Annotated in this window: 16 protein-coding genes; 6 read left to right on the top strand and 10 right to left on the bottom strand. The window is 29.1% G+C overall.

Annotation, left to right across the window (positions count from 1 at the left end; genetic code table 11):
- Positions 1 to 3: 3 nt before the first annotated feature.
- Complete coding sequence (locus tag NON08_RS11950) at positions 4 to 915, bottom strand: trans-4-hydroxy-L-proline dehydratase activase (RefSeq protein ID WP_256691815.1); 912 nt, start codon at positions 913 to 915, stop codon at positions 4 to 6.
- A gap of 463 nt (positions 916 to 1,378) precedes the next feature.
- Positions 1,379 to 2,404, bottom strand: coding sequence for an IS6 family transposase (locus NON08_RS11945; RefSeq protein ID WP_256690901.1), 1,026 nt, complete (start codon positions 2,402 to 2,404; stop codon positions 1,379 to 1,381).
- A 125-nt stretch (positions 2,405 to 2,529) separates the two neighbouring features.
- On the opposite strand from NON08_RS11945, the gene NON08_RS11940 reads away from it, so the two are divergent.
- Complete coding sequence (locus NON08_RS11940; protein WP_256691814.1) at positions 2,530 to 3,111, top strand: helix-turn-helix domain-containing protein; 582 nt, start codon at positions 2,530 to 2,532, stop codon at positions 3,109 to 3,111.
- A gap of 16 nt (positions 3,112 to 3,127) precedes the next feature.
- Here the strand turns inward: NON08_RS11940 and NON08_RS11935 are convergent, their stop codons facing one another.
- Positions 3,128 to 3,364: a hypothetical protein gene (locus NON08_RS11935; RefSeq protein ID WP_256691813.1), complete on the bottom strand. Its 237-nt coding sequence runs from the start codon at positions 3,362 to 3,364 to the stop codon at positions 3,128 to 3,130.
- Positions 3,365 to 3,532: 168 nt separating this feature from the next.
- On the opposite strand from NON08_RS11935, the gene NON08_RS11930 reads away from it, so the two are divergent.
- A complete protein-coding gene (locus tag NON08_RS11930) occupies positions 3,533 to 4,294 on the top strand; it encodes a hypothetical protein (protein WP_256691812.1) in 762 nt (253 codons plus the stop codon).
- A gap of 44 nt (positions 4,295 to 4,338) precedes the next feature.
- Here NON08_RS11930 and melB read toward each other — a convergent pair whose 3' ends face one another.
- Genes melB through NON08_RS11915 form a run of 3 tightly spaced genes read right to left on the bottom strand, consistent with a single transcriptional unit; the run spans position 4,339 to position 8,948 of the window.
- Positions 4,339 to 5,694 (bottom strand): melibiose:sodium transporter MelB, encoded by a 1,356-nt coding sequence (gene melB / locus NON08_RS11925; RefSeq protein WP_256691810.1) that lies wholly within the window; start codon positions 5,692 to 5,694, stop codon positions 4,339 to 4,341.
- A gap of 20 nt (positions 5,695 to 5,714) precedes the next feature.
- The gene (locus NON08_RS11920) at positions 5,715 to 7,910 is read right to left on the bottom strand and encodes an alpha-galactosidase (RefSeq protein WP_256691809.1); all 2,196 of its coding nucleotides are present in this window, start codon (positions 7,908 to 7,910) and stop codon (positions 5,715 to 5,717) included.
- 12 nt (positions 7,911 to 7,922) lie between these two features.
- Entirely contained in the window at positions 7,923 to 8,948 is a 1,026-nt protein-coding gene (locus tag NON08_RS11915) for a LacI family DNA-binding transcriptional regulator (RefSeq protein WP_256691807.1), read from the bottom strand.
- Between the two features lie 224 nt (positions 8,949 to 9,172).
- Between NON08_RS11915 and mprF the strand changes: the two genes are divergently transcribed.
- Both mprF and NON08_RS11905 read left to right on the top strand, forming a co-directional pair.
- A complete protein-coding gene (mprF, locus tag NON08_RS11910; protein ID WP_256691806.1) occupies positions 9,173 to 11,728 on the top strand; it encodes a bifunctional lysylphosphatidylglycerol flippase/synthetase MprF in 2,556 nt (851 codons plus the stop codon).
- Positions 11,729 to 11,743: 15 nt separating this feature from the next.
- Entirely contained in the window at positions 11,744 to 12,160 is a 417-nt protein-coding gene (locus NON08_RS11905; RefSeq protein WP_256691805.1) for a rhodanese-like domain-containing protein, read from the top strand.
- 36 nt (positions 12,161 to 12,196) lie between these two features.
- Here NON08_RS11905 and NON08_RS11900 read toward each other — a convergent pair whose 3' ends face one another.
- Positions 12,197 to 12,826, bottom strand: coding sequence for an NADPH-dependent F420 reductase (locus tag NON08_RS11900; RefSeq protein ID WP_413774058.1), 630 nt, complete (start codon positions 12,824 to 12,826; stop codon positions 12,197 to 12,199).
- 106 nt (positions 12,827 to 12,932) lie between these two features.
- On the opposite strand from NON08_RS11900, the gene NON08_RS11895 reads away from it, so the two are divergent.
- Positions 12,933 to 13,712, top strand: coding sequence for a glucose 1-dehydrogenase (locus NON08_RS11895; protein ID WP_256691803.1), 780 nt, complete (start codon positions 12,933 to 12,935; stop codon positions 13,710 to 13,712).
- A gap of 28 nt (positions 13,713 to 13,740) precedes the next feature.
- Positions 13,741 to 14,067, top strand: coding sequence for a DUF1622 domain-containing protein (locus tag NON08_RS11890; protein WP_256691802.1), 327 nt, complete (start codon positions 13,741 to 13,743; stop codon positions 14,065 to 14,067).
- A 42-nt stretch (positions 14,068 to 14,109) separates the two neighbouring features.
- On the opposite strand, the gene glsA is transcribed toward NON08_RS11890, so the two are convergent.
- From glsA to NON08_RS11875, 3 genes are all read right to left on the bottom strand, one after another.
- Positions 14,110 to 15,030: a glutaminase A gene (glsA, locus tag NON08_RS11885; protein WP_256691801.1), complete on the bottom strand. Its 921-nt coding sequence runs from the start codon at positions 15,028 to 15,030 to the stop codon at positions 14,110 to 14,112.
- 25 nt (positions 15,031 to 15,055) lie between these two features.
- Positions 15,056 to 16,675 (bottom strand): glutamate:gamma-aminobutyrate antiporter, encoded by a 1,620-nt coding sequence (gadC, locus tag NON08_RS11880; RefSeq protein WP_319941561.1) that lies wholly within the window; start codon positions 16,673 to 16,675, stop codon positions 15,056 to 15,058.
- Between the two features lie 104 nt (positions 16,676 to 16,779).
- Entirely contained in the window at positions 16,780 to 18,291 is a 1,512-nt protein-coding gene (locus NON08_RS11875; RefSeq protein WP_256691800.1) for a ClC family H(+)/Cl(-) exchange transporter, read from the bottom strand.
- Positions 18,292 to 18,293: the final 2 nt, after the last annotated feature.

Raw genomic sequence — 18,293 nt, 5'->3', positions numbered from 1 at the left:
TCTCTACCCTCCTATTTTAACATCTAAAAATCCATCCCCTTTAAACATCTCTAAATATTTTTCCATCTCTCTTTGTGAAGGTGTAACAAAATTTTCTCCTAAATACTTTAAATCTAATTTTTCATATTTATTTGTACCTGCTTTATGATATGGGAGTAGATTTATCTTTTTTACATGGATATTATCTTTTAAAAATTTTATAATCTTTTCAATACTTTTTTCATCACTGTTTACACCAGAAATTAATGGTATTCTTATATATATATTCTTGTTATGATCACTTAAATACTTTAAATTAGAAAGTATTAGCTCGTTCCCTCTTCCCATATATTTTTTATGAACTTCATTATCTATTGTTTTTATGTCATATAAAAATGTATCTACATAATCTATTAGGACTTCATAATTTTTTTGAGAAGCATATCCGCAAGTATCTATAGCTACGTTATAACCTCTTTGTTTTAAATTTTTTAACAACTCTTTTAAATAATCTACATCTTGAGTCATTACCTCTCCCCCTGAAAGTGTTACTCCTCCTCCTGACTCTTCATAAAACATTTTGTCTTTATCAATCTCTTCTAATAACTCTTTAATAGAGTATTGCTTTCCAACTATCTCTCTTGCTCCATTTACACAATAATCTAAGCATGTCTCACAAAGCGTACACTCTTTTCTATCTGTTTTAGCTAAACTTTTTTCAATTTTTATACTATGTTGTGGACAAATATTTTCACACTCTTTACACCCTTTACACCTTTCATAGTTAAAAAGTAATTCTGGCGTATATTTTTGACTTTCTGGATTATGACACCACCAGCAATTTAAAAGACATCCTTTAAAAAATATTGTCGTTCTAATTCCATCACCATCATGTAGAGAATATTTTTGTATATTTATTACATAGGGTACTGTCATTTTTTTCAACTCCCTTTTAAAATACAAGCTATAACCACATTAACATTTAGCAATCCTTTTTTATGTTTTTCTTTTAGTTTTTGAACGTACCTTTCATATTACGCCTATTATAATTCTTAATTTTATTTTTTTCAACTCTTTTTTCATTCATATGAATTTTACATTCAATCTATAATAAAAAATTCCTTTTATAAAGGAATTAGAAAACTTTAAAAGATATTAATTTTCATTTAAATGAAACTCATTAAATGCTCAAAAAATCCCTCTAGAATTTTATTGGTTTTTATGATAACTTTAAATATAGAACATTATTTTTTAGTGAATCTGTTAACTAAAGATGAAAAATAGGTCCAATTCCTAAAAAAGGGATAAAGATTTTCGACTTGAAATATTTTTGTAAAAAAATGATATCACAAAAAGACATAGCTTGTCTATGCCTCAAAAAGAATATTCTTTTTCTTTGTTAAAATAGCAGTAGATTTTTTCTGCTGACTTCGCTATATTCTACGCCAGCAACTTTGGCAGGAGTAAGGTTACTCAATCCTTTATGCGGTGTAATGTAGTTGTAGAAGAAAAAGAAGCCTTCTAATAGTGCGTTTACACTTGTTTCGCACTTTAAACCGTGGGTTGTTCTATATTTATGTTTGAATCTTTTAAAAAAGGTTTCAATTAGGTTGTTAGTTACTTCGTCATACCATGATTGAACTTTAATATGTTTAGATTCTGAGAATACTATTTTTGTTGGAATATTGTAGCTAGGTAATCTATCAGATACTATTGATTTAGGTGCTCCAAATCGCTTTTTAACCTTATCAAACAGGTGGAAAGCAGAGGTTGCTTCTCTTGAAGTTGTAAGGTACCAATCAATAACGTATCTAGTTTCAGAGTCAATTAAAGTCCAGATGTAATATCTTTTACCTTTGATTTTAATTACAGTTTCATCAACGTGCCACTCATCAGATAGATTTAAATCTTGCGGAGTATGTTTAGAAACAATATCTTTAAATATGCCTGCAAAACCTTTGATCCATTTGTAAATGGAGACATGAGAGATTTTAATATTTTTACGATCTAAAAGGTATTGTGAAATAGCTCTTGTGGTAGCTGAATGAACAAAATACATATACAAAGCATCAATGACAACATTGATATTTGTTCGAAGTCTTTTGATATTAATTGTTTTAGATTTAAATTCAGAAGAAATACTATCAAAATTAGAAGTCTTTTTTACTGCAATATGAATATGATTACACTTTCTGGAATTGCATTTAAACCTAGAATAGTAAAGATAATCATGATGCAAATATGTTCCTGAATTACAAATAGGACATTTAGGATATGAACGCCTATTATCACCGAGTTTAGAATTAGCAGAGAATTGTCTAGCGCATTCTTTGCATTGGTATTTTTGATGTCCAAGATTATTTTTACCAAAACGATAAAGGTTTTTAGAGAAACAACGAGGACAAGAGATATTATTAATATACATAGTTAAAAACTGCTCCTTTCTTGGGGGGAATATTGGTTGGTCGAATAACTATTATACCTCAAAGGATTGGAACAGTTTCAATAAATTTTAAGTTAACAGAAACTTTTTAGTAACAAGGGGGTTTAATGAAAAAATATTCTAACAACATCGGTTCTTTAATAAAGGAACTTCGTAAAAAAAGAGAGATGACTTTAAAAGATTTAAGTAGCTCTTGCAATTTATCTGTTGGATTTTTATCCCAACTAGAAAGAGGAATGACTAGTATTGCAATTGATTCCCTTGAAATTATTGCTCACGCTTTAAGTGTAGAGCTAGATTTTTTCTTTGATTTTAAGAAAAAAGACAATAGCGCAAATCAAATAGTTCGAAGTTATAATCGAGATGCAGTTCCTATCACTGATAAAATTATTCAACACAATCTAAGTCCTGATATGAAAGCATTCAATCTATACCCAAGACTCATTGATATTATGCCTTTTACTGACAATACATCTTATGATCTACAACTTTATGCTCACGAAGGTGAAGAGTTTATTTTTGTTTTAGAAGGAGTTTTAACTTTAATTATTGAAGAGGAGGAGTTCACTCTTTATCCTGGAGACAGCACCACTTTTAATTCTAATAGACCACACAACTGGAAAAATGAAACAAACTGCATAACTAAAATTATATGCGTTCATAATCCAAATCCATTTAAAATAATATAATACAAAGAGAGAGTGATTACTTAATCACTCTCTCTCTTGCTTTTATAAACTTTTTATTACAATATAAACATCTGCTGCTTAAATTATCTGCCTCATCTTGAAATTGCTCTGAAAAATCACTATTAGGAACTTTTTTTCCGCATATTTTACAAAATTCATTTCGTCCTTCTTTTTGCTCAAAAATCAACTCAATATTTGTAGCTATATTTCTAAAAATTTCCTGAATTCTTTTAAAACTAAAGAAATTCAACATATTCACCACCTCTTAATTATTATAACTATTTTTCAAAAAATAAACAATATTCCTTTAATTTTTTCAAAGTTTTAAAGGATTTTTAGTTTTTTTCAGAACATACATTGTATAAATATATTATGAGAAGATTGAATCTTTTCTTAAAATGGAGGATGAGGATTTTTAACTATGAAAAAAGTCGTTGTTTTATTAAAAAATGGAAATGATTTAGATCTTATTTTAAAAAGTTACATTCATTTAAAAACACATTTTGGTTTTAAGATAGTTCCTATTTACATTAGAGATATTGCTTATAAAATTCCTATTAGTGAAACTGTTTTAAACTCTGGTGGAGCTGCAGAAATTTTAAATGAGATGGAAGATGACTTTGTGGCACAAGTTCACGAATCTTTTAAAAAATATAAAATTGAAACTGAACTGCTTGTTCAATCTGAAGTTGGAGTTGATGAAATAAAAACTCTTTTAAAAACAGCTGATCTACTTATGCTTGAACAGAGTATATATTTAAACGATCTATTTTTAGAGTTATTAAAAATAGCTTATAGACCTATTATTGTTTTAAGAAATAAACCTTTAAATTTTGAAAGTATTTCTATTGTATCAAATGATGGTATTAAAATTAATAAAAGTGTATATAACTTTTTAACTCTTTTCCCTAATTTAGATCTAGAAAGTATTCCTATACTAACATGGAATTGTGATTATGAAAAACACTATCTAGTTGACCTTATGAAAAACAAAGGACTGTCTAGTGATGTCATCAATTTCAATTCTAAAGATGATACTTTGAAAGATTTTTACTTTGCTTTAAATAAATCTAATCTGATTATTATGGGTAATTTAAGTCGTTCTTTTTTCTTTGAAAAAATAACAAATAGAACAGGACTTAATCTTTTAGAAAATCTAAACACCTCTCTTTTCATAGGATAGGTAAAAAAATGAGGCCACTTTTTTAGTTAGCCTCATTTTTTAATTTATGCTTCAATCTCTCTTTTTACTTTTATAGCCTCAACTACTTCATCATAATATTCTCCATTTAATCTATAATACTTCTTATAAATTACATATCCAAATATTGAAAGTAAAATTGGGAAAACTATCATTAAATATTTTATACCTATTACAGCTGAACCTGTTTGTGCTACATTTGGTACATATCCTACTAGTGATAATCCCATACCTATTAACCATCCACTTACAGCTGATGCTGATTTTACAAGAAGTGTCTGAACAGAGAAAATAACACTTTCATTTCTGCTTCCAAACTTAAACTCTCCATAGTCTACAACATCTGCTAACATTACTGTTGATATACCTAAAGTTAATCCTGATCCTAACTTTGCTACTATTCCTGCTATTGCAACTAAAGTTCCATTTGTTGGAGCTATATTTCCAAAAGCAAATAACATCAAAAATCCTACAACAGGAAGAGCACAAGCTAAGAAAAATACCTTTTTTCTTCCTATTTTTCTAGATAAAATAGGGAACATCATAAGTGATCCAATTTCTGCTAACCCTGAAAATCCTGTGAAAACTGAAAAAAGTTTTTCTACTCCAATTACATATTTGAAGTAATATATTGCAACTCCACCAGATATTTGAGCCATTAAGTTAAACATTAAAACAGTTCCTATTAACGCTACTAATTGATCATTTTTTAAAATTAGTTTAAAAGCTTCCTTTAAATTTATTTTTTCACTATTTTTACCACTTGTCACTTGCTCTTTTACATTTGTAACAGTTAATATCGTCGTTAAAATAAATACTGCTGCTATTCCTAGAGATAGTAATGAAAACCCTCTTCCTTCATTTCCTTTTCCTAAAAAAGCTATTAAAGGTAATCCGAAGCTACCAAGAGATAACCATGCTAAACTTGCAAATATTCTTGGTACTACTGCAATCTCCTCTCTTTCTTTTTTATCACTTGAAAGAGCAGGTATCATAGACCAAAATGGTATATCCATAACTGTATAAGTCATTCCCCAAAGTATATACATTATAGATATATAGATATATAAACTTTTTCCACTAAATGCCTCTGGCTTTGTAAACATACCTACAACTGTTATAGCATTTAGAATCGTTCCAATTAAAATCCAAGGTCTAAATTTTCCCCATTTACTTCTTGTGTTGTCTACAATCATTCCCATAGCAGGGTCATTTACTGCATCCCACATTCTAGCAACTAAAAATAAAGTTCCTACAAAAGCTGGAGCTAATCCTAAAACATCTGTAAAATAATACATTAAAAATATATACACAATTGCACAAGCATAATCTTTTCCTAAAGCACCTAAACCGTATGATAACTTCGTTTTTAAACTAACCATGATACTCCTCCTGTGAGCTTTTATTTAATCTCTTTTAATTTAAAAATTCTACTTTTAAAATCTTGTGTCTCTGAATCTTTTGAGAAATATCTTTCTGGTTGTGGGAAAACAATTCCTACATTCATCAGTTCATCTCCATAAGCTTCAAATTCATCGTTAATTAAATATTTTTTATCCTCTTCTAAACCTTTTAGTATCACTTTTTTATTATATCCTGGATTTGGTTCTGCTAATATTGTAAAGTGTCCAACTAAGGCTTCCCCTTTATTTTTATCCACTACCATCCAAGCTGCTGTATTTCCTTCAAAAGGACTCTCCAGTCTATAAAAATCTCCAAATTGTATAAGTTTTCTATTCTCTTTATAGAAGTCTAAATATTTTGTAACTTCTTTTTCTGTCAATTCATCAAACTTCAATAAATTTAATTCATATCCAAAGTTTCCAAACATTGCCACGTTATTTCTAGTTTTTAAACTAGTTTTTCTTGCTGTTTGATGATTTGGTATATCTGACACATGAGCTCCCATAGAGATTAATGGATACGCTAAAGACGTTCCATGTTGAATATTTAATCTTACAATTGCATCTGTATCATCACTTGTCCAAACTTGTGGCATATAGTGTAACATCCCTGCATCAAATCTTCCCCCTCCTGATGCACAAGATTCAAATAATATATGCGGAAACTTTGTTGTTAATTTTTCTAAAATTTCATATAATCCTAAAATATATTTATGCGGTAAATCTTGATATGTTATCTCTGTCATATTTCTATTCATATCCCACTTTACATAGCTTATTGGAGCTTCTGAAAATCTCTCTGATAAAATATCAACTATATAATCTCTTACCTCTTTTTTAGAAAGATCTAAAATATACTGATTTCTTCCCATTGATAATCTTCTATTTTTTACTCCTAAAACCCAATCAGGATGTTCTTCATAAAGTTTACTATTTTTACTTATCATCTCTGGTTCAAACCACAATCCAAATCTTATTCCCTTTTCTACAACTTTTTCTGCTAATCCTTTAATTCCATTTGGAAGTTTTTCTAAATTTGGAAACCAATCTCCTAAAGATGTCTTGTCATCATCTCTTTTTCCAAACCATCCATCATCTAAAACAAATAATTCAAAACCTAAATCTTTAGCCTTAGACGCCATTGCTACAATTTTCTCCTCGTTGAAATCAAAATATGTAGCTTCCCAGTTATTAACTAAAATAGGTCTTTCTTTATCTCTCCACTCCCCTCTTGCAACTCTTTCCTTAAAAAGTTTATGAAAAGTTTGACTTAAATCATTCATTCCCTTGTCACTATAAACTATTATTCCCTCAGGTGTTTGAAAACTCTCGCCCTCTTTTAGTTCCCATTTAAAATCAAATGGATTTATTCCCATAGTTACTCTTGTAGCATCAAAGTGATCCACTTCTACATGTGCTAAAAAGTTTCCTGAATAAACTAGTGCAAAACCTATGCTTTCACCAACCTCTTCAGTTGTTTCAGGTCTTTTTAAGATTATAAAAGGATTTTGGTGAGCACTACTAGCTCCTCTAGTACTATCTATATATTGACACCCAACTTCTAACTTTCTATTTTTTATAAACCTTTCTCTTGCCCAAGCTCCTGAAAGATGTATCATCTCATAGTTATAATCTGGTAGATCTAAAGCAAAACTCATAGCTCTATGTATATTTACACTTTCTTTTCCTAGATTTTCAAATCTTGCATTTCTAGTTATTACATCTCTTTCTTTGTATACTGTATAAGTTAAAAACAGTTTACAGTTTAATACTTTGTCCTCTAACTCAATCTCTAAAGTATCTCCCTCATCCTCTTTTTCCATATAAGTTGATGGAAGTCCAAGTAACTCTTTTTTTCCTTTATAAACTTTATAACTCTTATATACAAAATCTGTAACTCTACTGTTGTCACTAGCTTCTATTTCCAGTGCTGGTTTTCTGAAATCTGTAGTTCCATATGCAGGATATTCTTGCTTATAATATTCTAAAGAAAATCCCGGATCATCTTCATGATGAGCTATTATACCTATTCCTACTTCTGGTTGATTAAAAAGGTGTTTGAAACTCTCTCTATTTCTAATTTTTTTTCCAAAATATAAGTTCCCAAGTTGACCGTTCTTCATAACATTAAATACATAACTCACATTTGAGCTCTGTAAATGAAACTCTAAACTTTTTTCATTTATATATATCATTTTTCCTCCTAGTTAATCTAAATAGCTCTCTTTAATATATTCATCTAATCCTTTTATCAATGTTGTTTTCACAAAAGTTACTTTTGATTTTTCCTTCTCATCATTTACTAACAACTCTACAGCTGTTTTTGCTAAACTATTTATATCTGGAGCCACAGACATAATTCCAAGGGGTATTGTATTTCTTAGATTATCAAATCCCACAATTGGAATATTCTCTACTCCTTTTTCTTTTAAAATATTATTTACACAATAACTCATATTGTCATTTGCACAGAACACACCATCGAATTCTATATTTTTTTCTAATAACTCTTTTACTATTTCCACAGCCTTTTCATCAGAGTAATTTCCATTATAAATCATAGGAGCTATTCCATAACTTTCCATGGCTTTAACATAACCCTTTTCTCTTTCTTTTCCAGAAAGCTTATTTTTATCCCCTGATATATGTATAATTTTTTTTCTTCCTAAATTTATTAGATGCTCTGTGGCTTTTTTAGCTCCTTCACAATCCTCTGTATTTATATAATAAACATCTTTTTTTTGACACTTTGGATCTGAAAGATAATCAACTAAAACAATTGGAGAATAGGTTTTTATTATTCTTTGGATATTTTCTTCCCCCTCTTTAAATCCAATAAAAACTCCTCCTACAATATCTCTATTTACATATAAAGACTCTACTTTAGAAAAGCTATCATCATTAACTACATCAACTAACAGTTGGTAATCCAATTTTAAAGCTTCTTTTAAAACTCTATTTATAAAATCCAAATAATAACCAAAAGATAATCCGTTGTCTAGTATTTTACTTTTATCATTATTATCTCCATAGATAAAAAGTCCAATTGTTCTACTTTTTTTTCCTGCTAGAACTTGAGCACTAGAGTTTGGAATGTATCCTAACTCATTTATTACCTTCAATACTTTTTCTTTTGTTTCTAAGGGAACATTTGAATAGTTATTTATAACTCTTGATACTGTGCTCCTTGAAACTCCAGCTAGCTGAGCCACTTTTGTGCTATTTATCTTCATATTTTCTCCTAAACTTTGTTTTGTGAACGCGTGTTTATTATATTTATAAAACGATTATATTGTATTTAGAACATTTTTGCAATATTTTTTTGATTTTTAAAATCGAACTTATTTTACTCAAGTTAATTAAGTTTTTTCATTTTTTTCTTTTTTTAATAGAGGATTACTCATATTTTTTTGTAAATTTATAATAGAAATATTTATTTTAATGAGGTGGGATTACTATGGAAAATGTTTCAAATTTTAATAGGAAAAAAGTTATTGAATATTTAAAAATTGCTGTTGAATTAATTATTTTTTTAGTAGCTATGTTTTTTATTCATAAAGAATTGAAAAAATATAATATCCATGATTTAAAGAGTTCTATTGAAGCTATACCTTTTTGGGCAATTAGTTTGATTATATTCTTTGTTTGCTTAGATTATCTTATTTTAACTTGTTTTGATGTTTTAGCTTTTAAAAATGAGAACTACAGCTTACCTAAAAAAAATATTGGGTTTGTCTCCTTTGTTAGTTTTGCCTTTGCTAACTCTATAGGTTTATCTGGTTTAACAGCATCTGGACTTCGATTAAACCTATACTCAATTTTAGGAGTTCCATATAAAACAATAATGAATGTTGTTATCTTTTGCTACACTACATTTTGGCTTGGCCTTCTTTGGATTGGAGGTATTTTTTTAACTTTACTTCCTATATCTTTAGTTGACATCAAACTCCCTATAAAACTACCAATAACTACTACAACTCCCATTGGACTTATTCTTTTAATTGGAGCAATTGTTTTTACAGGAGTCCTTATAAAAAAACATAAAAACTCCAACGAGATTTTAATAAATAGAATACTTGTAGCTCTTGGTGATTGGGTCTCTTTAAGTTTTGTTTTATACTTTGCTTTGCCTCCTCATAACAGAATTGATTTTTTCCATTTTTTAGCAATTTTTATCATAGCTCAAATTTTGGGATTTTTAAGTAATGTTCCAGGGGGAATTGGTGTTTTTGATCTTATTTTTTTAACTCTTTTAGGTGGAGCATACTCCTCTGATAAAATAATAGGAGCCCTTCTTATCTATAGAATTGCTTACTTTTTTATACCTCTACTTGTGGCATTTACTATTTTTACTATTTATCATCTTTTTATTAGAAAAGATAATAATAAAATTACAGAGATTGAACAGGTAATTTTTTCTCAGTTTCCTAATTTTTTAACTATATTGACAAGTATATCAGGAGCTATTCTTATTTTTTCAGGGTTTTTCCCATTTAGCTCTAGAGCTCTTACAAAATTTGAAAATATTTTCCCTTTTTTAACTTTAGAAACTTCCCATTTTATAGGTGGAGCTGTTGGAGTTACTCTACTAGTTTTGGGATTTTATATTCAAAAAAGATTTGAGATAGCTTATTTCTTAAGCGTTTTTTTCATAGGATTTAGTATAATTTTATCTTTTATAAAAGATTTTAATCTTTTCTTTACTATTTTCTTTATTGTAATATTTTTAGGAATTCTTCCTTCTAAAAAATATTTTTATAGAAAATCTAATTTTCTCCATGAAAAAATCACTTTTAAATGGGCCATTATGATATCTTTAATTATTTTAATTGGAATATATATTGGAATTTTTTCATATAAAGAAACAGAGTTTTTTACAAAAGTTTCTTGGAAATTTTCAAATACACTTTTAGGTATTTTCTTTGCTATAGCTATTTTAGCTATTTTAAGTACTATTACTAATAGAAAATCTATAAATAAAAATCTTGAATCTGCAAACAGTGATATCACTGATACTTCTGAAACTAATCCAACAGATATAGATTTACAAACTTGTATTAAATTATCTAATAAGACCGATGCTTATCTATCTCTTTTAGGTGATAAAGAGATTATATTTGACGACAGCAAGAACTCATTTATTATGTTTGGAAAAAGTGGTCACTCTTTCATCGCTATGGGAGATCCTATTGGTGATAAAAAAACTTTTGGAAGTTGCATATGGAAGTTCTACAATCACTGTAAAGAAAATAAAAAAGAAACTGTTTTTTATGAAATCGGAAAAGAGTATTTAAATTACTACCTTGATGTAGGTCTTAGCTTTTTAAAAATTGGTGAGTTTGCTCAGGTTCATTTAGATACTTTCACTTTAGAAGGAAATGATGCTAAACCTCTCAGACATGCTACAAATAGAGTTGAAAAAGAGGGATACTCTTTTGAAGTGATCCCAGTTGAAAAAGTACCTGAAATTTTAGATGAATTAGAAAGTATCTCCAACGAATGGTTACAAGATAAAAATGCAAAAGAAAAAGGATTTTCTCTTGGAAAATTTACCAAAGATTATCTATTAAATTTTCCTGTTGGTGTTATAAAAAAAGATAGTAAAATATTAGCTTTTGGTAATATTTTAGAAACATTTAATAAAGAGGAGATCTCTCTTGATTTAATGCGATATCGTAACGAAGCTGTTCATGGAACAATGGATTATTTCTTTATATCTGTTATAAAATATGGACAGGAAAATGGATTTAAAAAATTTAATTTAGGAATGGCTCCTCTTGCTGGTATTGAAGATAACACAGCCTCTTTCTGGAACAAAGTAGAAAAAGCTATTTTTTCCCACGGAGAACATTTTTATAACTTTAAAGGACTTAGAGCTTTTAAAGATAAATTTAATCCTCAGTGGGAACCAAGATACATAGCTTACTCTGGTCCATTTAATTTACCTAATATATTAAAGGATATCACTCTTTTAATTTCAGGTGGAATTAGAGGACTTATATCTAAAAAATAAACTTAGGAGGTTTTTATGAAAAAAATATTTTTAGCTTTTATTTTATTAATCTCTAGCTTTGGTCTTTCTTCCTTTGCTAGTGGAGGTCCTTCTTATGGAGATGTTGAAGGATACTATGAAACAGTTTCTCTTGCTAAAGTTTTGGATATATTAAATGAGAATAAAGGTACCATATTAGATGTCCGTAATAATGACGAAGTGGAAAAAACAGGACTAATTAAAGGAGCAAAACATATTCCTTTAGATAATTTAGAAAATCGTTTAAATGAACTTGATAAGGATAAAACGTACATAACTTTTTGTAACACTGGAAATCGTTCTAAAAAAGCTGCTGAAATTTTAAATAAAAATGGTTTTAAAAATATCTACAATTCTCAAGAGGGAATGAGTACTTGGCCTTATAAAGATATGATAGAACCTGTTAAAAAATAAAAAAAATCTGAGCTTAACTTGCTCAGATTTTTTATTTTATCTTAACCAAATCATTCCACTTTCAAAAGATTTCCCTTGTTTTCTCACCATCTCAATCCAAATCATAGCTAAAGGTTCTAAGTATCTAGCAAAATGAATATCTCCTATTATCATAGGATCAAATCCCATTTCAAAAAGTAACTCTTCTACTTTTTTATTTGCAATCTTGTTATTTCCAGCTATCATCATTGTTAATTTTTTTTCATTTACACAAGGATCTATCAGTTTTTCCACTCCTAAAGTATTTAATGTTTTTACAATGTGAGAATCTCTTAAAATCTCTTGAATAACTTCGCCATTAGATGTGTATCTTCCTCTTGTTAAAACAAAATCTTCTCCAATAGGATTTGTTAAATCTATAAAAATCTTACCCTCAGGATTTTTTATTCCAGTTACAGCTTTTTCCACTTTATTTCCTGGAACAGCAATAACTATAATTTCATTATCCTCTGCTATATCTTTGCTATCTACATATTCAATATAATGTTTTTTTTCAAATTCATCTTTTAAACTCTTTACTCCAATCTGCACAGGATGTCCTAACTTATGAAAAACCTCTGCTAAAGCATTTCCTACAACTCCATTTCCTAAGATTCCTATATTCATACTTTCCTCCTTAAATGCAATATTCTTAATACTTTTTTCGAAATATTTTTTTTAAATCCTTTTAATTTTTAATATTAAAAGGATTTTCTACATTTTATTAGAAAACTAACTTAGGAGGTGTTTTATTATGTTTAAAATTGAAAATCACTATAATTTAAAAGGTATGGTTGCTATCATTACTGGAGCTGGGGCTGGAATTGGAAAAGCTTCTGCCCTTATGCTAGCTAGAGCTGGAGCTAATATAGTTTGTGCTGATCTTAATCAAGTTGAAGCTGATAATACAGCTATTGAAGCAAGAGGTGAAGGTGTTAAAGCTTTTGGAATAAAATGTGATGTTACATCTATCACTGATTTAGAGGATGTGGTTAAGGCTGCTGTTAAGGAGTTTGGAAAAATAAACATTTTAGTTAATAACGCTGGTGGTGGCGGAGGTGGAAAGGAAAAGTTTTTAGAGCTAACACCTGAATATCTTCAAAAAATATATAATCTTAATGTTTTTAGTATTTTTAATTTATCTAGACTTTGCGCTCCACATATGATTGCAAGTGAATATGGTTCAATTGTTAATATTAGTTCTATGTCTAGTTTAATGCAAAGTCACAATATGAGCGTATATGGAAGCTCTAAAGCTGCTGTTAATCAACTAACTAAATATATGGCTGTTGATCTAGGTCCAATTATTAGAGTTAATGCTATTGCTCCTGGAGCTATCAAAACTCACGCTCTAGCTACAGTTTTAACTCCTGAATTAGAGACTATCATGCTTAAAAAAACTCCTATGAAAGTTTTAGGAGAAGCTGATGATATTGCTATGGCAGTATTTTTCTTAGCATCCCCTCTTTCTAAATGGATAACAGGACAGATTCTTCCTGTAAATGGTGGAGGAGAACAAGATTTAGAAGGATAAACTTTTTTAATAGATAGGGGTGGATCTTATGCTTACTTTTGAACACTATATTATGGATTCTTTTAAAATTTTATTACATTGGCTAGCATTTTTCTTTACAGTATTATCTATTGGTGTTATTTGTTTCGGGTTTTTAAAAAGCACTATAATTTTATTTACAAATAAAGAAAATTTAAGCTTTAATAAAATAATGAGAGAAACTTTTGATAAATATATTTTAGTAGGTCTTCAATTTTTGATCATTGCAGACATTGTAGATACTATTATTTTAAGAGATTTACAAAACATTGTACTAGTTCTTCTAATTGTTATTATAAGAACTATAATGAGTTGGGAAATCGAAAAACATAAATAAACTAAAAGACCTCAGACTTTAAAAAGTCTGAGGTCTTTATTTTTAGAACATATCTAATTCCATCTCTTTTGAGATATCCTTCATTATTCCCATTCCAGCAACACTATTTCCCTCTTTATCTAAAGATGGACCAAATACTGCTATACCTATTTTTTTGCTAGATACTGGAGAGATTATCCCTCCGCCAACTCCTGATTTTCCTGGAATTCCTATATTATCTAAGTATTCACCACTTTGATCATACATTCCACATGTTGCAATCAGCCCATTTACTATCTGTGCATATTTTTTGGGAATAACTCTCTCTCCTGTAGATAAAATTCCACCACTTGCAAAGAATCTTGCAATTTTAGCTAAACTCTCTGTTGTTACATATATTGAACACTGTTTAAAGTAAACATCTAGAATCTCTTCTACATTACCTTTTAAAACACCCTGTCCTTTCATATAATAAGCTAACCCTCTATTTGTATCTCCAGTTTCTTTTTCACTTAAATAGATATCTGTGGCTAATTCTAAAGTTTCATCTTCACTTATCTTTTTCATAAAGCTTAGAATTCTATTAAATTTCTCTTCTGGAGTACTACCTTTTATTAAAGAAGCTGTCATAATAGCTCCTGCATTAATAAATGGATTTCTTGGCAAGTGATCAGGTTCTGTTTCTATTTTTTTTATTGAGTTAAAGGCATCTCCTGAAGGTTCCTTATGAACATGTTTAAAAACCTCTTCCTCTCCATTATCCAATAAAGCAAGAGTTAAAACAACTGTTTTAGATATACTTTCTATAGCAAATCTAATCTTTGTATCTCCTGCTGACAACATCGTTCCATCTGGAAATGCAATAACAACACCTAAGTAATTTTTATCTACCTTAGCCAGTTCTGGAATATATGTTGCTACAGTACCTTGAGATATCACTTTTTTATTATTTTCTACTATTTTATTTAATATATCTTGAGTCATTTCCTGCCTCCAAATTTAAAAAACTTTACTTTTGTTCTTTTTCTTCATTAGAATCTGTTTTATTTTCTACTTGTTTTGCATCATCAACTTTTTTTGGTTCATCATCTTGTTGCATAACATCATCTGGATGCGGAGTAATATGGAACTCACCTCTTGCTTTTGGATGTCCAAAGAAGTGGTGCTCTGGAGCATTGTCAACTGTTATTCTAGTAGGCTCTATTGCTACAGCATTCTTCTTATCTCTAAACTCATATATTATGAATGGAAGAACTAAAACAACTATAAATCCTATTGTTAGAATAGTCTCATACTCTCCTGTATTTCCACCAGGTATATTATCTGGAGGGAAGAAAGATATAACAAATGCAAGTAATGATGTTAAAAATCCTATTGCTCCTACGATACATTTAAATACAACTCCACCTGGAATTTGATATCCTGCTTGAGCATCTGTAGGTTTTCTTTTTAAAACTAATGTTAAATAACCTATAAATAATAGGAAATAAGTCATTAAATAGATAACAACTGTTAAAGACATAGCAGTCATGAAGGACATGTTATTTCCTCCACCACCAATTGTTAATACAATTGCCCATATAGTAACAACTACACCTTGGAACATTACTAAAGGAACTGGAACGTCATGTTTATTAACTTTTTTAAATATTGGAGGTAAAATTCCTCTTTGTGCCGCTACATACATAGCTCTTGAAGGTCCTACTATCCAAGCACTTACCTCACCTAAAACACCTAAAGCTATAAACGCTGCTATTATTCTAACTATCCAATGTAAATTACTACCGTAATGTGTTACCAATATATCAAATGTTTGGTTTACTCCAGAACTTAAGTTTAATTCATTTAAAGGAATAACTGTTGCTATTGATAAACCTCCAGCTGAACTTATCATAATTGCAACTATAACTAAAATAAAAATTGCAAAAGGATATTGTTTCTTAGGATTTTCCATCTCATTAGCATGAGATGCTGATGCCTCAACTCCCATATAACTTAAAATAAACGAAACTAATATTACTAAAGAGTTAACTTTTGTAAAATCAGGGAAAAACGCATCCCAACTAACTTCCATATGTATTGGGTTTCCACCAATTATATAAGCTAAAGCCAATCCGATTAATACTATAGCTGGTATAACAATACCAAAAATAAATCCAGTTCTTGCTATTTTAGCTGTGTATTTTGTTCCTCCCAATTGAGAGAATGTTAGCAGCCAAAATACAATTAATATTGATATTAATTTTAAATGTGGATTTACATTTAAAGCTGGCCAATCTAAAACATAAGAGATTGAACCATTTATAAAGTATAACATTGTTATATATCCTACAGTTATTTGGAAAAACTGATAGAATACTGCCGCAAATCCCCAACGTTCACCTAAGGAATTAGAAACCCATGTTAAAACTCCTCCTGTTTCCCATCCTGGAATTGTTGCCATTTCAGCTGCGCAAAGAGCTACTGGAATAAACCAAAACAAACCACCAAAAAGTAAAAAGAATAACAAAGAAAATCCAGATGTTGCAAAACTTGGATATTCATAAACAGCCATAACCATTGAAGCTGTTATTGTGAAAAATCCAAATAATGTCAACTGTTTTTTTGTTGCACTAGTATTAGCATCCATAATTGAATCCTCCTATAAATTTTTTTATTGTTACCCTATTGTTCATCTTTAGAAGAACATTTCCTTCTGAAAAATTATAACTTTTTTATTTTAATCTCTTGTTACTAATTTTCCTGTGCTAAGGATCTTAGTGAATCATAAAACTTTTCAATGTCTCTTTTTTTGGTAGGAATCCCTATTATGTCATTTTTTTGTACTTCAGTTGTTTCATCTATTTTAATCAACTCTCCTTTTCTTTCTATTGAACCTATTTTTAAATTTCCAGGTAAATCTATCTGGTTCAACTGTTCACCGATTAAATAAGATTCACTTCCCACTTCAAAAACCATTTCTACAACTTCATCATTATCATCTTTTTCTATTAAAGGTTTATATAAAAGATCATATATTGGTTCAATTCCCATTAGATTACTCACTGTATACGCCAATCCAACAACAATAACCATACTTGGAAGAAGACTGAAATCCCATGTCATCTCCAATATCAATATAATTCCTGTAGCTGGAGATCTTACAACTACAACAAAAGCTGAAGCCATACCTAAAAATATAAAAACTCCTAAATTACCAACATCTATAATATTAAAATATAGAAGTATTAATCCAAATAATTTTCCTGATAATCCTCCAATTACCAAAAGAGGTAAAAAAATACCTCCAGGAAATCCTGTAGAATAAGATAATGTTGTAAATAATAACTTTAAAATTATAAAAAATATTAAAGCTACTATAGATAAGTCATTAACCATTCCCTCTCTTATTAAAAAACTTTCTCCTCCAGCTGTTAAATCCTTATAGAAAACTCCAATTATAACAACCATCAATGTATAAAAAAATATTTTAATATATTTTGAAATTTTTATTTTTCCATTTAATTTTTGAAAATAAATCAAAAGAAAAGAAAAACTTTTACCTACAAAACTCATAAAAATTGCAAATGCTATACATATATAAAAATATTCAAAATAATTTAAATTTTCTGGATAATTAATAGCTATATTTAAATAATCATTTTTTACAAAAAATTTAGCGGCCATATAACCTGAAACTATTGAACCTAAAAACGAAAAAATTGTTAATCTTGAATTAAAATATTTCTGTAACTCTTCAGCTATAAAAATTGCAGAAGCAAGAGGTGCTGTAAAAGCTGAAGATAACCCAGCTCCCGCTCCACTCATTATCAAATATTTTCTCTCTACTCTATCAACTTTAAATACTTGAGACACTGTCTCTCCAATAAGAGCTCCCATTTGGACTGAAGGTCCTTCTCTTCCAAGGGAAAATCCAGCAGATATACCTGAAACTCCTCCTAAGAATTTTAAAACTATACCTTTTATTGGATTTTTTACTTTTATTCTTCCATATATTTGTGCTCTTGCTTGAGGAATACCACTTCCTGTTATTACCGGCATCTCTTCAACCATTTTACTTATAAGTACACCAATTATATATATCCCTAAAAAACCTAAAACTAAATAGTAAATTGGATTATTTAAATTAAAAATAAAATCCCTTATATAAATCGATTTTTCTATTAGCCATCTATAGGGTATGGTTACAAGTCCAGTCACAAATCCCGTTAAAATAGCTAGTATATAAACTTTTAAAATTCCCATAA

Origin of the sequence: Cetobacterium sp. NK01 (assembly GCF_024506395.1) — a bacterium.
GTDB classification, from domain to species: Bacteria; Fusobacteriota; Fusobacteriia; order Fusobacteriales; family Fusobacteriaceae; genus Cetobacterium_A; species Cetobacterium_A somerae_A.
The sequence above is the reverse complement of the archived record's forward strand: the minus strand, read 5'-3'. Positions and strand labels throughout refer to the sequence as shown.

Coding starts and splice junctions, on each gene's coding strand:
- NON08_RS11950 (WP_256691815.1), bottom strand. CDS start 915: ATGACAGTACCCTATGTAATAAATATACAAAAATATTCTCTACATGAT.
- NON08_RS11945 (WP_256690901.1), bottom strand. CDS start 2,404: ATGTATATTAATAATATCTCTTGTCCTCGTTGTTTCTCTAAAAACCTT.
- NON08_RS11940 (WP_256691814.1), top strand. CDS start 2,530: ATGAAAAAATATTCTAACAACATCGGTTCTTTAATAAAGGAACTTCGT.
- NON08_RS11935 (WP_256691813.1), bottom strand. CDS start 3,364: ATGTTGAATTTCTTTAGTTTTAAAAGAATTCAGGAAATTTTTAGAAAT.
- NON08_RS11930 (WP_256691812.1), top strand. CDS start 3,533: ATGAAAAAAGTCGTTGTTTTATTAAAAAATGGAAATGATTTAGATCTT.
- melB (WP_256691810.1), bottom strand. CDS start 5,694: ATGGTTAGTTTAAAAACGAAGTTATCATACGGTTTAGGTGCTTTAGGA.
- NON08_RS11920 (WP_256691809.1), bottom strand. CDS start 7,910: ATGATATATATAAATGAAAAAAGTTTAGAGTTTCATTTACAGAGCTCA.
- NON08_RS11915 (WP_256691807.1), bottom strand. CDS start 8,948: ATGAAGATAAATAGCACAAAAGTGGCTCAGCTAGCTGGAGTTTCAAGG.
- mprF (WP_256691806.1), top strand. CDS start 9,173: ATGGAAAATGTTTCAAATTTTAATAGGAAAAAAGTTATTGAATATTTA.
- NON08_RS11905 (WP_256691805.1), top strand. CDS start 11,744: ATGAAAAAAATATTTTTAGCTTTTATTTTATTAATCTCTAGCTTTGGT.
- NON08_RS11895 (WP_256691803.1), top strand. CDS start 12,933: ATGTTTAAAATTGAAAATCACTATAATTTAAAAGGTATGGTTGCTATC.
- NON08_RS11890 (WP_256691802.1), top strand. CDS start 13,741: ATGCTTACTTTTGAACACTATATTATGGATTCTTTTAAAATTTTATTA.
- glsA (WP_256691801.1), bottom strand. CDS start 15,030: ATGACTCAAGATATATTAAATAAAATAGTAGAAAATAATAAAAAAGTG.
- gadC (WP_319941561.1), bottom strand. CDS start 16,675: ATGGATGCTAATACTAGTGCAACAAAAAAACAGTTGACATTATTTGGA.
- NON08_RS11875 (WP_256691800.1), bottom strand. CDS start 18,291: ATGGGAATTTTAAAAGTTTATATACTAGCTATTTTAACGGGATTTGTG.